Origin of the sequence: Dyadobacter beijingensis DSM 21582, from assembly GCF_000382205.1 — a bacterium.
GTDB classification, from domain to species: Bacteria; Bacteroidota; Bacteroidia; order Cytophagales; family Spirosomataceae; genus Dyadobacter; species Dyadobacter beijingensis.
The window spans coordinates 367,879-383,044 of sequence record NZ_KB907787.1 but is presented as its reverse complement, the minus strand read 5'-3'; the positions used below and the strand labels follow the sequence as shown (position 1 = coordinate 383,044).

Sequence of the window (15,166 nt, the reverse complement as noted above, 5' to 3'; positions counted from 1 at the left end):
CCCGGTCGGTAGTCCGGGAGGCATTTGAATGCGGGTTAATGCAATGCTTAATATACTTTCGCAAGCAAGTGCGGACGTTCCTTTTCGAGTTTCAGGATCAGCTCGCCGAACAAGGTATTCACCCACGCAAACCAGCTCCGCGTGAACTTCGCGTCGTTGTCCTTATCGAACGATTCGTGCATGAAACCGGTGTGGTTATGCGTCGTTTTCAACAGTTTCAGCTGCGCTTCGATCTCCTTGTCGCTCGTAGAAGTAATAGCGCGGGCAATGATCCCCATCGGCCAGATCTGGTTCACGAGCGTGTGCGGGCTACCCAGTCCTTCGCCCGCCTTCCCTTTGAAGAAATACGGATTGGAATCACTCAGCACATATTTGCGGGTGTTAATGTAAATCGGGTCTTTTACCGACACGGCATTCAGGTAAGGCAGACTGATGAGCCCCGGAATACCGGCATCGTCCATCAGCAAATGGTTACCGAAACCATCCACCTCGAACGCATAGATCTTGCCGTATTGGGTATGTTCCAGCACGGCATATTTTTTCAATGCCGCTTCTACCTCGTTGGCCAGCGCCTTGAAATCAGCTGCCAGCTTCGCATTTTTCGTGGCGGAAGCTTTTTCCAGCAATTCGGCAACCTCGCGGAATGAAACGACGGCGAAGAAATTGGAAGGAACGAAGAACGGGAATATTGCAGCGTCGTCCGACGGCCGGAACGTGCTGGCGATCAACCCAACCGGCTTGATGGGGTTACCGTACCCGTTGCCCGGCACGGTGTCGGTAGACCATGCCGTTACCCGGCCAAATTTGTACGGCCCAGGCCCGTCTTTGCGCTGTTGTTCCTTGCAGGTTTGCAGCACCAGCTCCATCGCCTTCATCCAGTCGGCGCCGAACGGCGTGGTATCGCCGGTGGTTTTCCAGTAGTTGTAGGCCAAACGAATCGTATAGCACAGCGAATCGAGCTCCCATTTACGCTCGTGGAGCATGGGCTTCATCGCCGTCTGGTCCTTCGTCCACTCGCTTTCTTTCGGACGGTCGTAGAATGCGTTCGCGTAGGGATCTATAATAATGCATTTGGTCTGGCGGTTGATGAGACCGGCCACCATATCTTTCAATTTCGCATCTTCTTTCAGCAGCGGCAGGTAAGGCCACACCTGCGCCGTACTGTCGCGAAGCCACATGGCGTCGATATCGCCGGTGATGACGAATGTATCGGGTTTGCCGTCGACAGGATTATAATGTACGGTAGTATCGAGCGTGTTCGGGAAGCAGTTTTCGAAGAGCCACGCCAGTTCCGGGTCCTTGATGACTCTTTTCATGCGTGCGATGGTCGCTTCCACCGCGGGGCTGGTGAAGCTGCGTTTATCGGCCGGAACGCGCACTACCGGAAAATCGGCACTTTTTGCAAACGACCATTTGGGCAAGGCAATGCCAGCGACTGCCAATGCACCCGCCTTGATGAAATCTCTTCTTACGAACATGAGGTAGGTTTGTAATGGATGCTTAGTAAAAATAAAAAGGCAATTTAGACAAAAATCGCAGATACCCTTACGCAAATATTTATACCCAAACCTAACCGTTTGATAATTAACCGCAGCCGTTTACTCAAACCTTAAATACCAGTTTTTTACGGTACAGAGCCAGCAAAATCAAAGACCAAAGCGCCACCAGCAGCAACGCCTGCGCCAGCGAAGCATCCCGCGGATCGGTGAAAAGCGGGGCCAGCCGGTACTGATAGAAATAAGGCACCAGGTCCGTTTTTTCGGACATGTTCACTGGATTTTCCACCTTCACGGCATTGAGCAGCCTGAAAATCATGCCTGTAAAAAAGAAAACGACCATCGGGTTCACGCCCCATGCCACGAAGAAGGCCGTCCATTTGGAATGCCCCTTCAAATCGATAATATAATACAGCACAGCCAGGCAAAGCAGCGCCCAACCGCCTGCATACAAAACGAATGAGCTCGTCCACAATGCCTTGTTGAGCGGAAATACCAGGCTCCACAGCCAGCCTGCCGCCACAGCCGCCAGGCCGCCGGTCAGCATATATTTCACTTTCTCCGATTTGCCAAGCCCCTCCGATTTCAGCAAAGTACCGATCAGCAAACCGGCAATGCCTGTACCAATCGCAGGCAGCGTGCTCAGAATGCCTTCCGGGTCCCATGTTTTGGAAGAAGCCCACAAATGCCCCGGCAGCAGCAGATTGTCCAGCCAGGCAGCCAGGTTTGTCCCTTTTTCCAGGGTCGCTCCGCCTGTGCCCGGCACGGAAATGAGCGTCATCACGGCCCAGTAGCCGAGCAGCAGGACCGCCCCGACGATCGCCTGCGTGCGCCAGCTGGTTTTTAAATACAACAAAGAGGCGATCAGGTACACCACCGCGATACGTTGCAGCACGCCGGGAATGCGCACGGTATTGAAAGGTTCGATACCGCTGAATGCCAGCCCGATCATTATCGCAAAAATGCCGGCCGCCGTGATAAACTGCCATTTCCGGTCATAATCCGAAAATAATGCCACGACCACCATCGCCGTCACGACGAGCCGGGCCGCCAGCAAAGCATTCCCTTCCAGCCCGAACAAATGCAACCGGACGAAGAAACCCGAAAACATACCGAGGCAAAATATACGCAGCGTACGGGTAACGATCTTTTGCAGCGTTGGCCCGTTCAGATTCTTTGCCGGCGTGGCCAGCACGATGGAAATGCCGACGATCAACAGAAATGTAGGAAACACAAGGTCGGTAGGCGTGCAGCCGTGCCACTCGGCGTGCAGGAGCGGCGGGTATACGTGACCCCAGTCGCCGGGGTTGTTCACGATGGTCATGAGGATCATGGTCAGCCCGCGCAGGACGTCCAGGGAGATCAGGCGTTGTTTCATCAAATAAAGGTTTAGGATCAATGCTTGACCGAATTTACTTACTTATCCTTTCCAGCCTGGTAAATCCGGTGAATTACGGCAAAATCGGCATTTTAGCGTTGTTTTTCTAGCTATTTTTTGCTTAAAATTGATTTATACATAAAATTTAGGTCAAAATACATTCAGTACTAATCAAAACGCGAAAAGTTTTTAGCACTATTTTGCTTTAAAATTGTATTGTCGATTACTATCCACACCATCTGACTTTTTTGCCGGGCTGCACACAACCGGCCGTTTTAGCCGAAATAATCCATTTTGCCTGCTAAACCACTGATCTACTGAATCATTAACCTGTTAATCAATATGTCCAAGAAAATTAATGTTGCCATTATCGGATTAGGCTTCGGCGCCGAGTTTATCCCTATTTACCAGCAACATCCCAATGCCAATATGTACGCCATTTGCCAGCGTACCGAGTCCAAACTGAATGAAATCGGTGACCAGTACGGCATTGAAGTACGCTATACCGACTATGACGAGCTGCTGAAAGACCCGAACATCGACGCGGTGCACATCAACTCCCCTATCCCCAACCACGCCGAGCAGACATTGAAGGCATTGCGCGCCGGCAAGCACGTGGCTTGTACCGTACCGATGGCGACGAGCGTGGAAGATTGCATCGAGATCGTGAAGGCGACCCGCGAAACGGGCAAGAAATATATGATGATGGAAACCGTCGTGTATGCACGCGAATTCCTGTTTGTCAAAGAATTGTATGAAAAAGGTGAGCTGGGCAAAGTGCAGTTTCTCAAAGCGAGCCACCAGCAGGACATGGAAGGATGGCCTGATTACTGGCCGGGATTGCCCCCGATGCATTACGCGACGCACTGCGTAGGCCCGGTGGCCGGTTTGCTGAAACTCGAAGCGGAATATGTTTCGTGCTTCGGTTCGGGAACGATCTCCGAAGATCTGATCAAAATCCACAACTCGCCATTCGCAGTGGAATCGGCGCATATTAAGTTTAAGGACAGCGACTTGTCGGCTTATGTGTACCGCTCGCTATTCGACGTGGCGCGCCAGTACCGCGAGAGCTTCGAAGTTTACGGAAGCAAAAAATCGTTCGAATGGCCATTGATTGAAGGCGAAGATCCGGTGATCCATACGGCGAAAAAGCCCGAGCATGAGATCCCGGAAAAAGTAACGACGCCGGATTACGCACATTACCTGCCCGAGGAAATCCGTCATTTCACCGGTCATGGCGTGTATAACCTGGATGACAACGCGCATTTGTCGTTTGTACAAGGCGGCGGCCACGGCGGTTCGCACCCGCATTTGGCGCACGAGTTCATCAGCGCATTGATCGAAGACCGCGAGCCGTTCCCGAATGCATGGCAGTCGGCCAACTGGACGAGCGTAGGTATCCTCGCGCACGAATCGGCATTGCAGGGCGGCGCGATCATCAAGCTGCCGGATTTTAAGAATGTGTAATAACCATTACAATTGAAACAACCAATCTCAATGAAAACCAAAGCGTTATCCTTTTTCCTAGGTATTGTCCTGCTCGGATGTGCCTCCCAGCCATCCTCCCAGAACGCGTCGGTTAAAACTGCTTCTTCCAAAGGCGAGGCGAAAGCGCGCCGGCTGGAAATCCTGTTCCTGGGCGATAAGGGCCATCACAAGCCTGCCGAGCGTGTTCCGCAGATCATGGCTGCGCTGGGCCCGAAAGGCTTCAACTTTACCTATACGGATAACCTCAACGACCTGAACCCCGAGACGCTGAACAAGTACGATGCACTGATGCTGTATGCCAACTGGGACTCGATTGCGCCGCAACAGGCGAAATCGCTGCTCGACTATGTGGCCAGCGGCAAAGGCTTTATCCCCGTTCACTGCGCTTCGTACTGTTTCCGCAACAATGCGGAAGTGGTGAAGCTGATCGGCGGGCAATTCTGGCGCCATACCTGGGATACCATCCAGCCGGTATGGACAAAGCCCGATCACCCGGCCATCGCAGGCGTGAAACCGTTCAAAACGGTGGATGAAACGTATTTGCACACGTTGCTGCAACCAGATAATGTCGTGCTTACCGAGCGCCTCATTCAGAAAGACCAGGAAAAAGACCGTCCCGGACAGCAGAAAGAGCCCTATACCTGGGTAAGGACCCACGGCAAAGGCCGCATTTTCTACACCGCTTACGGCCACGACGAGCGTACCTGGGGCACGCAAGGCTTCCAGGACCTGATCGAAAAAGGTATTCTCTGGGCTGTGAACGACGATGCCCGCAAGGCATTAGCCGCATTGGCACCGAAACCATTCGAATACCGCGAGGCGAAATTGCCTAACTACGAGCAGCGCCCCGGCGTTCAGATGCAGCAGCTGCCGCTTTCACCGGAAGAATCGGTGAAACACATTCAAATCCCGGTGGACTTTACATTGAGCGTATTCGCCCACGAGCCCGACGTCATGCACCCGATCGCGATGACGTGGGACGAGCGCGGCAGATTGTATGTACTCATCACGAAAGATTATCCCAACGAACGCAAAGACACAGGCGGTAGCGACTACATCCTGATCTGCGAGGATACGAACAACGACGGCAAGGCCGATAAATTCACCAAGTTCGCCGACGATCTGAGCATTCCTACCGGTATGGCATTCGCCAACGGCGGTCTGGTCGTTTCACAGGCGCCTCATATGTTGTTCTTGCAGGATACCGATGGCGACGACAAGGCCGATGTGAAGAAAATCCTCTTCTCCGGCTTCGGTACCGGCGATACCCACGCAGGCCCTTCCAACCTGCATTACGGGTTCGACAACTGGGTATACGGCTCGGTAGGTTATTCAGGTTTCAAAGGCAAGGTAGGCAACAGCGACCAGCTCGATTTCGGCCAGGCGTTGTTCCGCTTCAAACCGGATGGTTCGGATATGGAAATCGTGGCTAAAACCTCGAATAACACCTGGGGATTGGGCTTCAATGAGGCCGGTGACCTGTTCGGTTCTACTGCCAACAACTCGCACGGCTGGTACAGCGCCATCCCGAACCGCTATTTCGGCGCGAGCAAAGTCGATAACGGCAGCCGCAGCACCGATACGCATAAGGATATGCAGCCGATCACGCCGAAAGTGCGCCAGGTCGACGTATTTGGCGGATTTACCGCCGCAGCAGGCCATAACTTCTACACCGCACGCGCCTATCCGAAAGAATACTGGAACAAAGTCGCATTCGTTTCCGAGCCGACCGGCCATATTCTGCACCGCAACGTGATGGTGAAAAAAGGCACCGACTACGAAGATCAGCTCGGCTTTAACCTCCTTGCAGGTGCCGACGAATGGGTAGCGCCCGTATTCGCGGAAGTAGGCCCGGATGGCGCGGTATGGGTAGCCGACTGGTACAGCTACATTATCCAGCACAACCCGACTCCCAAAGGTTCCGAAAACGGAAAAGGTAATGCCTACGAAACGCCATTGCGCGATTTCACCCACGGCCGCCTCTACCGCATCGGTTGGAAGAATGCACCGAAATACACGCCGATCTCGCTGAGCAAAAACCGCCCGGACGAACTCGTTGCCACTTTGAAAAACAACAACATGTTCTGGCGCCAGCACGCACAGCGCCTGCTCGTGGAGCGTGGCAACAAGGATGTAGTGGGCAAACTCGTCGAACTCGCGAAAGACAAATCCGTAGACGAGATCGGTCTGAATACCGCTGTAATCCACGCATTGTGGACACTGGAAGGCTTGAATGCGATCAGCGACCCGCAGGTGTTGCCGGTGGTGCTGGAAGCATTGAAACACCCGTCGAACGACGTGCGCAAGACAGCCGTGCAGGTATTGCCGCATAATGCAGCTACCGGCCAGGCATTGCTCACCGCCGACGCATTGCACGACAAGGAGCCGTTGGTGGTATTGAATGCATTGCTCGCATTCTCAGAAATTCCGTTGACCCCGCAAATCGAAACGGCGGTACTGACATTGCTCGATACATATTCCAATGCGGAAGACCGCTGGATGCCGGATGCATTCGCTGCCGTGCTGAATTCGCATGACGGCGCATTGCGTACCAAATACCTCGCGCAACGGGTGGCAAAAGCCGGTTCAGCAGGTGCCGCACAGCAGACCGCCTCAGCCAGCAGCCACGCCGACCATTCAGCGATGAACCACGAAGGCCACGGCGCCGGCAAGGTAACCGTGCAGGGAGCGGCCGATCTGGCGATCACCAATATTACCATCGATCCGAAAACGCCGTACGTACGCGAATACGCCCGGGTGACGATTGAAATCACCAACATCGGCTCCGTAGCTGTCACCAAAGAGCAGGTGCCGACCGTGAACGTGGGCATCCGCAGCCGTTCGCTGAACACGAACTACATCAGCCGCCAGCTTAACAACGGCATCGCGCCGGGTGAAACGGTGAAGCTCGTGGAAGGTAACAACGGCCCGTGGAAAACGGCATTCGGCTTCACTTCCGACGAAGCCGGCAAAGTGAATGTAACGGCGACGGTGGACGTGGATAATGTCGTTCCTGAAAAGGATGAGAACAAAAACAACACCATGAGCAAGTCGTTCGAAGTGCGTCGCCTCGACCGCCTTTCGGACTTCGCGCTGGAACGTACCGTGCGCGGCTATACTTCTTTCGCCAGCGGCGACGATGTACTGAAACTGATCAAGACTTCGCAAACGCTCGACCCCCAGGGCCGTAATGCGATCATCAAAGGTGTGCTCGGTGCATGGAACCCGAAACGCAAGGAAAACGCGGACGAGGAAGGCAAAAAATTGCTCGCAAGCGTAAAAAGCACCATTCCCGACGATCTGAGCAGCCGCTACACCACCTTGCTGGAATCTTACGGCATGAAGGAAGAAGTTGCCGCCGATCCGAATGTGCAGATCGTGACGATCAAGGCCATCCGCGAGGAAATGAAGTTCAACGTCACCGAATTCACGGCGGTGGCTGGAAAAACCGTTGAAATCGTATTCGAAAACCCGGATGCGATGCAGCACAACATTGTGGTCGGAAAACCCAAAACGACCGAGATCATCGGCGCTGCTGCCGACAAGATGATCACCGCCAAAGACGGCGCAGAGAAGAATTACGTACCTAATATCCCCCAAGTCGTGGCTGCGACACCGCTCGTAAACCCCGGCCAGACTTACCGCTTGAAATTTGTAGTACCGGATCAGGTTGGAGACTATCCGTATGTATGCACGTTCCCTGGCCACTGGCGCCTGATGACCGGGGTCATGAAAGTTGTAAAGGACAAAGGGCTGTAATTCTAAACTGCGATTGCCTATGGCTTTAAAATCAATCACAATTTAGCGTATACCTATAAGCGTTCAGATTCGCAGGGCACAAAAAGTGCTTCCTGCGGATCTGAATAGCTGAATTTCTGAAACAGAAAAGCTGCGGGCCACTTACGGGCCGCGGGAGGGCTATTTTTTTGCTAATTTTTAAATAGTATTTATTCAATAATTTATATTAATAAATAATTATAAATACAATAAATAACCACAATGCTGTAACTACTACTCACATCTAACTCAGGTTAACAATGAACAACCAAAACAGACGAAACCCCTCGCTGGGGCTTCGCAGGCCTCTTTTTGCCCTTTTGGTGGCAGGATGCCTGTCGCCCCAGGAGGTTTGGGCCGAAAATCTCCGCGTCGGCCCGGCGATTACCTACCGGAAAATGCTCGATAAAACGATCACGGGGAAGGTCGTCGACGAGAAAAACAACCCGCTGCCGGGCGTAAGCGTGGTCGTGAAAGGCACCACTACCGGCAGCATTACCGGTACCGACGGTACTTATTCGCTTAATGTCTCCGAAACGGCTACGATCCTCTCATTTTCATTCATCGGCTACACGTCGCAGGAAATCACGATCGGTAACCAGTCGAACATCCAGGTGATCCTGCTGCCCAGCAGCGAAGAGCTTACGGAAGTCGTGGTGGTAGGTTACGGCACGCAGTCTTCGGCAGCGGTAACCGGTGCGGTGAGCAACATCCAGGCCAAAGACCTGATCCGCACGCCGGCCATCGGAACGGCCGACGCGTTGGTAGGCCGCGTGCAGGGTATCACGGCGCGGAAAGCCGATGCCCGCCCCGGTGCCGCTACCACCATCCAGATCCGTAACATGGGTACGCCGCTTTTCGTGATCGACGGCGTGCCTTCCGATGCGGGCAGCTTCAACAACCTCGGCCAGAACGACATCGAGTCCGTTTCGATCCTGAAAGATGCTTCGGCGGCCATTTACGGGTTGCGTGCTGCCAATGGGGTGGTTTTGGTCACGACCAAAAGAGGGAAAGCCGGCGACGGAACGAAGATCAGCCTCTCGGGCTATTATGGTTTGCAGAATTTCACCCGCTACCCCAAACCGGCCAATGCTTACCAGCACATGCGCGGGCTCGTGGAGTCGGATGTGAACCAGGGCCGGACGCCGTCCATTACCCCTGCCGAATTGGAAAAATGGCGCGTCGGCACTGAAAAAGGCTACCAGAGCTACGATTACTACGACATGGTGATGCGCCCGAACGTACCCCAGTATTTCGGCAATGCAAGCGTACAGGGCGGCAGCGACAAGATGAACTATTTCCTCTCGATCAGCCATTTGAACCAGGATGCATTGATCCGCGATTTCAATTTCAAACGGACCAACATCCAGGCCAACATCGAATCGAGCCTTACCAAAGGCTTGAAAGTGGGCACACAGATCAGCGGACGCATCGAAAACCGCTTCCAGATCGGCGTGCCGGGGCTCGACGATTATTTCAACCCGTTCCTCAGCATTTTCACCATGTGGCCCACCGAGCGCCCCTACGCCAACGACAATCCTGCTTATATCAACCAGACCCACAACGTGAACGTCAACCCGGCGACTTACAAGCGCGACGTGACGGGCTACATCGACGAGATCTGGCGGAATGTGAAAGGTAACTTTTACGCGGAATACGATTTCAAATTCGGCCTGAAAGCGAAGGGAACGTACTCGTACGCATTTACCAACTTCGATTTCGACGGGTTCGAATACACGTACGACGCCTATACCTACGACGAAAAGAACGATACCTACAATGTTGTGCCCGGCGGCGGTAACCAGAACCCCTGGCGCGAACGCCGGAAACGCAACATCGTGGACCGGTTTGCACAGATCCAGCTGAGCTATGCAAAGACATTCGGCAACCACGACATCTCGGCCGTGGCCGCCTACGAGCGTTCCGACAATGTGAATACCTACCTCGTGGTGCACACCGTGCCGCCGAACAACTACATTCCGCTGATGTCGTTCGCGAACCAGGATATCCTCATCGACGAATGGAGCACCGAGGCACGGGCCGGTTATGTGGGCCGTATCAATTATGATTTTAAACAAAAATACCTGCTTGAACTCGTAGGCCGCTATGACGGGTCGTTCCTGTACGCACCGGGCAAGCGGTACGGTTTCTTTCCAGGCGTATCGGCCGGATGGCGCATTTCTGAGGAGAACTTCTTTAAAGGCAAACTGGAAAATGTATTCAGCAGCCTGAAATTACGGGCTTCCTACGGCCGCACCGGCGCCGACCGCCTGAGCAACGACGCGTTCCTGGTAGCACCTTTCAGCTACCTGCCGGGCTACAACTTTCTCCAGGGCAGCGCCATTTTCGATGGAAACTACACCATCGGCGTGCGTCCGAGAGGTCTACCGATCACAACGCTTTCCTGGATCACCAACATTACGACCAACTTCGGTCTCGACTTCGGGTTAATGGACGGCAAGCTCTCGGGCCAGTTCGATATTTTTGAAAGAAAACGCGAAGGCCTGCCCGCGGCACGTTACGACGTGCTGCTGCCTTCGGAAGTAGGTTACAGTTTGCCCAACGAAAACCTGAACTCCGACACCCATCGGGGCCTGGAAGGGGTATTGACCTATAAAAGCAATGTAGGCCAGGTGGATTACACCGTGAGCGCGAATGCGACGCTCTCCCGCCGCCGCGACCTGGATTTTTATAAACCGCGTTTCGGCAACTCCTACAATGAGTACCGCGACTCGTTCGTGGACCGCTGGGGCAATATCAACTGGGGTTACCAGGTAACGGGCCAATTCCAGTCGATGGAGCAGATCGAAAGCCACCCGATCGATAACGACGGCCAGGGCAACCGCTCGCATTTGCCCGGCGACTTCATTTACAAGGATGTGAACGGCGACGGCATTATCAACGGCCTCGACGAGCGCCCGATCGGCTATGCGGAAGGCGCGAACCCTTACCTGAGCTTTGCATTGAACGGGAGTGTTTCCTACAAAGGCTTCTCGATGTTCTTCGACTTCGCCGGTGCTTCGCTGCAAAGCTTCCAGCGTAACTGGGAGCTGAAAATCCCTTACCAGAACAATGGTACCTCGCCGCATTTCATGCTCGAAGACCGCTGGCACCGCGAAGATCCGTTCGACCCGAACAGCAAATGGATATCAGGCACCTACCCGGCCATCCGTAAGGACAATACGAGCCATGTGAACTTCCGCAAAAGCGATTACTGGATCACCAACGTGCGCTACATCCGCCTGCGCAACATCGAGCTCGGTTACAGTTTCGACCAGAACATTTCCAAAAAACTCGGCCTTTCGGCATTGCGCATTTACGTGAATGCATCCAACCTCTTCTCCATCGACAATGTGAAGAAGTACGAGATCGACCCGGAAATTTCATCGGGTAATGCGCTCGTGTACCCGCAGCAGCGCTTGTTCAATGCAGGTTTCAACCTCACTTTCTAATGCCTTATCATGAAAAAAATATCCGTTAAAATATTCGTTTCCGCCTCGCTGCTGTTTCTTTCGGGCTGCAACGACTGGCTCGAACGCAAGCCGCAGAACATTATCCTCGAAGAACAGGTCTGGAACGACCCGAAGATGATCACCGGCCTGCTCGCCAACTATTACGACCGCCTGCCGGCCCACACCTCGCTCACCACCGGCTGGGCGGAGTTTGCCGCTTACGACGAGGCCATGTGGTCCAACAACGACGACGGCCGTAACAACATCATCAACTACCCGTTCGACCGGTGGCGGTTGTGGGAATACGGCCTCATCCGCGACATTAACCTCGCACTGGAGAGCATCGACAAATACGCCGTGAAGCTTTCCGACGCGCAAAAGGCACAATTCAATGCCGAGCTCCGCTTCCTGCGTGCCTACACGTACTTCGAACACGTGAAGCGCATGGGCGGGGTACCGCTGGTGACGAAGCAGCTCATCTACGATTTCAGCGGTGACCCGTCGTCGTTGCAGCAGGCCCGGAACAAGGAGGAAGAAGTGTACGACTTCATCGCGAGCGAGCTGGATGCCGTGAAGGACCTGCTGGGCAATGGTACCAGCAACACCCGCGCTACCAAATACACCGCGTTGGCCGTGAAAAGCCGCGCGATGCTCTACGCAGCGTCCATCGCGAAGTACAACAACCTGATGGCCTCCCCGATTTCCACGCCGGGCGGCGAGGTGGGCATTCCGGCGGCGCGTGCGAAGGACTATTATACCAAATCGCTCGCAGCCTCCCGCGAGATCATCAATAGCGGCGCTTTCGACCTGTATAAAACCAATCCCGACAAGGGCGTTAATTTCTACGAGGCCATTACCAAGAAGAGCGCCAACCGCGAGGTAATATGGGCGCAGGATTTTTTGGTAAGCAAAGACAAGCGGCATGGTTTCACGTACGACAACATCGCCCGCAACGTGCGCGAGGATAACCTTTCGTCTTCGTCCATTACCCCGTCGCTGAACCTCGTGGAAGATTACGAATACCTCGACGGCACCTCGGGAGAGCTCAAAAACCGCAATGCCGGCAATACGGATTATGTGTATTACGACAAGTTGCAGGACATCTTTGCCAACAAAGACGCGCGCTTGTACGGCACCATCATTTACCCCGGAACATCTTTCCGCGGTACCGAAGTGCAGATCCAGGCGGGTGTTAAAGTGTGGGACAGTGCGACCAGTGCATTCAAAACCGTAGAATCCAACACGCTGGGTTCCAACTATGAGGACGGCGGCCTGCTTACCGGCTCGTCGGGCCCGCAGCGCTCGCAGACGGAGGTATCCAATACCGGCTTTTACCTCCGCAAATTCGTAGACCAAACCGCTATGTCGAGCACACGCGGTATCCGCAGCGATATGTGGTGGGTACGGTTCCGGCTGGGCGAAATTTACCTGAATGCAGCCGAAGCCGCACTGGAACTGGGCGAAACAGCCGATGCATTGAAATACACCAATACCCTGCGCGAACGTGCGGGCTTCCCCGCCAACAGCCTGAAAACGCTGAACCTCGAAAAGCTCCAAAACGAGCGCCGCGTCGAGCTCGCATTCGAAGACCACCGCGTGTGGGACCTCATGCGCTGGCGCGTTGCGCACGAGGTTTGGAATGGTAATGCCAACAACCCCGATGCGATGATCTATGCATTATACCCCTACCGCGTCGTGCGCCCAGGCCACGCCACCCATGGCAAATATGTGTTCGACAAGCTGGTAGCGCCCCGTTTCCGTGCGCCGCGCTTCTTCCAGATGGGCAACTACTACTCGTCCATTGCCCAGGCGGTGATCGACAACAACCCGAAAATTGTCCGTAATCCATTCCATTAATTTCCCAAACGATGAAAACAAGCATTATCAAAGGCATTCCCGCGCTCGTGCTGGCATTTATGGTCGGAGCGGCTATGATGGGATGCGAAAAAGACAACCGCACCGAACCGAAGTCGGTGCTGAAAGGCCGCGTCGTGCACGAAGGCCAGCCGTTAGGCGTGCGCTCGAACGGCGTGCAGCTCGAACTGTGGCAGTACGGATATCAGCTTTTTACCAAAATACCGGTACATATCAACCAGGACGGCACATTTGCGGCGTCGCTTTTCGATGGCAACTATAAGCTGGTAAGGCTTCGCGGCAACGGCCCGTGGACCGACAATACCGATTCGATCGACGTGCAGCTGCGCGGCTCGAAAGAGATCGATGTGCCGGTGATCCCCTATTTCGTCTTTAAAAACGAGCGCTATGCCAAAGGCGAAGGCAAGGTTTCGGCCACGTTCGACGTGCAGCAGGTGGCAACGGGCCGTACCATCGAGCGGGTGAACCTGTACATCGGCACCACCACCATCGTAGACCCCAACAACAACGTAGCCAATGCACAGCAGGTGGCGGCCAACCTGACGGACCTGTCGAAACCCGTAACGCTGACCGTGAACATCCCGGCCGCGCACGCATCACGCGACTACATCTACGCGCGCATCGGCGTAAAAACTTCCGGCGTGGGTGAAATGCTGTTCGGCATGCCGCAGAAGATTATGCTGAAATAATGAGGCTTACTTTTTTCTTACTACTCATCCTGGGCGCGGTCAAGCTGCGCGCCCAGGATTCTTTGCAAACGAATATCCCCGTCCACGACCCGGTGATAATCCGGGAAGGCGGGGTATATTATGTTTTTGCAACCGGCCGCGGCATTGCCGTGTGGTCGTCGAAGAATATGCAGACCTGGAAAAAGGAGAGGCCGGTATTCAGCACCCCGCCCGAATGGGCCGTAAAGGCAGTTCCCGGTTTCAAAGGGCATATCTGGGCGCCGGATATATCGCATTATGACGGCCTCTACCATCTGTATTATTCCATTTCCACATTTGGGAAAAACCGCTCGGCCATCGGCCTGGCCACCAACCAAACGCTTGACCCCGCAAGCCCCGGTTACCATTGGACCGACCACGGCCCGGTGGTAGAATCCATCCCCGGCCGCGACGAGTGGAATGCCATCGATCCGAACCTGATCATCGACGGGCAACAGCAGCCCTGGCTGGCATTCGGTTCGTTTTGGAATGGCATTAAAATGGTAAAACTAGCGCCCGACGCCCGTCATATCGCCCAACCGCAGACGTGGTTTACCCTCGCGAGTGTGCCGCGCACGAGGCCCGGCAGCGACTCCACGGCCGGTAACGGGGCCATCGAAGCGCCATTTATTTTCAAAAAATTTGATTATTTCTATCTCTTTGCCTCCTATGACTATTGTTGCCGGGGTGAAAAAAGCACGTATAAAATGCGCGTAGGGCGCTCCAAAACACTGACCGGCCCCTACCTCGACCGCGACGGCAAACCCATGACGCAAGGCGGGGGCACATTGCTCCTCGAAGGCAATGCGGATTGGCACGGCGTGGGGCACAATGCGGTTTACACGTTCGACGGCGTGGATTACCTGATTTTTCATGGGTATGATGCGAAAGACAAAGGACGGTCCAGGCTGCGTGTGGAACAGTTGGATTGGCAAGACGCCTGGCCGGTCCTCCATTTGAAGTGATACCTGAAAAATGCAAAGATCGATCGAA

Annotated in this window: 8 protein-coding genes; 6 read left to right on the top strand and 2 right to left on the bottom strand. The window is 54.2% G+C overall.

Annotated features, from left to right (window positions below; all coding sequences use genetic code 11):
- Positions 1–47: 47 nt before the first annotated feature.
- Together H144_RS0108765 and H144_RS0108760 are read right to left on the bottom strand one after the other, a co-directional pair.
- Positions 48–1,478 (bottom strand): glycoside hydrolase family 125 protein, encoded by a 1,431-nt coding sequence (locus H144_RS0108765; RefSeq protein ID WP_019941686.1) that lies wholly within the window; start codon positions 1,476–1,478, stop codon positions 48–50.
- Positions 1,479–1,602: 124 nt separating this feature from the next.
- Entirely contained in the window at positions 1,603–2,874 is a 1,272-nt protein-coding gene (locus H144_RS0108760) for an acyltransferase family protein (protein ID WP_019941685.1), read from the bottom strand.
- A 342-nt stretch (positions 2,875–3,216) separates the two neighbouring features.
- Between H144_RS0108760 and H144_RS0108750 the strand changes: the two genes are divergently transcribed.
- From H144_RS0108750 to H144_RS0108725, 6 genes are all read left to right on the top strand, one after another.
- Positions 3,217–4,341 carry a Gfo/Idh/MocA family protein gene (locus H144_RS0108750; protein ID WP_019941683.1) on the top strand — a complete coding sequence of 375 codons (1,125 nt, stop codon included), beginning with the start codon at positions 3,217–3,219 and terminating at the stop codon, positions 4,339–4,341.
- Positions 4,342–4,371: 30 nt separating this feature from the next.
- On the top strand, positions 4,372–8,121 hold the full coding sequence (locus H144_RS0108745) for a PVC-type heme-binding CxxCH protein (RefSeq protein WP_019941682.1): 3,750 nt from the start codon (positions 4,372–4,374) through the stop codon (positions 8,119–8,121).
- Between the two features lie 278 nt (positions 8,122–8,399).
- Positions 8,400–11,591 (top strand): SusC/RagA family TonB-linked outer membrane protein, encoded by a 3,192-nt coding sequence (locus H144_RS0108740; protein ID WP_026350523.1) that lies wholly within the window; start codon positions 8,400–8,402, stop codon positions 11,589–11,591.
- 9 nt (positions 11,592–11,600) lie between these two features.
- Entirely contained in the window at positions 11,601–13,448 is a 1,848-nt protein-coding gene (locus H144_RS0108735; protein ID WP_019941680.1) for a RagB/SusD family nutrient uptake outer membrane protein, read from the top strand.
- 11 nt (positions 13,449–13,459) lie between these two features.
- Entirely contained in the window at positions 13,460–14,155 is a 696-nt protein-coding gene (locus H144_RS0108730; RefSeq protein WP_019941679.1) for a DUF3823 domain-containing protein, read from the top strand.
- Positions 14,155–15,138 (top strand): arabinan endo-1,5-alpha-L-arabinosidase, encoded by a 984-nt coding sequence (locus tag H144_RS0108725; RefSeq protein WP_019941678.1) that lies wholly within the window; start codon positions 14,155–14,157, stop codon positions 15,136–15,138. Before H144_RS0108730 ends, H144_RS0108725 begins: the two co-directional genes overlap by 1 nt.
- The last annotated feature ends 28 nt before the right edge of the window (positions 15,139–15,166 follow it).

Coding starts and splice junctions, on each gene's coding strand:
- H144_RS0108735 (WP_019941680.1), top strand. CDS start 11,601: ATGAAAAAAATATCCGTTAAAATATTCGTTTCCGCCTCGCTGCTGTTT.
- H144_RS0108730 (WP_019941679.1), top strand. CDS start 13,460: ATGAAAACAAGCATTATCAAAGGCATTCCCGCGCTCGTGCTGGCATTT.
- H144_RS0108750 (WP_019941683.1), top strand. CDS start 3,217: ATGTCCAAGAAAATTAATGTTGCCATTATCGGATTAGGCTTCGGCGCC.
- H144_RS0108745 (WP_019941682.1), top strand. CDS start 4,372: ATGAAAACCAAAGCGTTATCCTTTTTCCTAGGTATTGTCCTGCTCGGA.
- H144_RS0108725 (WP_019941678.1), top strand. CDS start 14,155: ATGAGGCTTACTTTTTTCTTACTACTCATCCTGGGCGCGGTCAAGCTG.
- H144_RS0108760 (WP_019941685.1), bottom strand. CDS start 2,874: ATGAAACAACGCCTGATCTCCCTGGACGTCCTGCGCGGGCTGACCATG.
- H144_RS0108765 (WP_019941686.1), bottom strand. CDS start 1,478: ATGTTCGTAAGAAGAGATTTCATCAAGGCGGGTGCATTGGCAGTCGCT.
- H144_RS0108740 (WP_026350523.1), top strand. CDS start 8,400: ATGAACAACCAAAACAGACGAAACCCCTCGCTGGGGCTTCGCAGGCCT.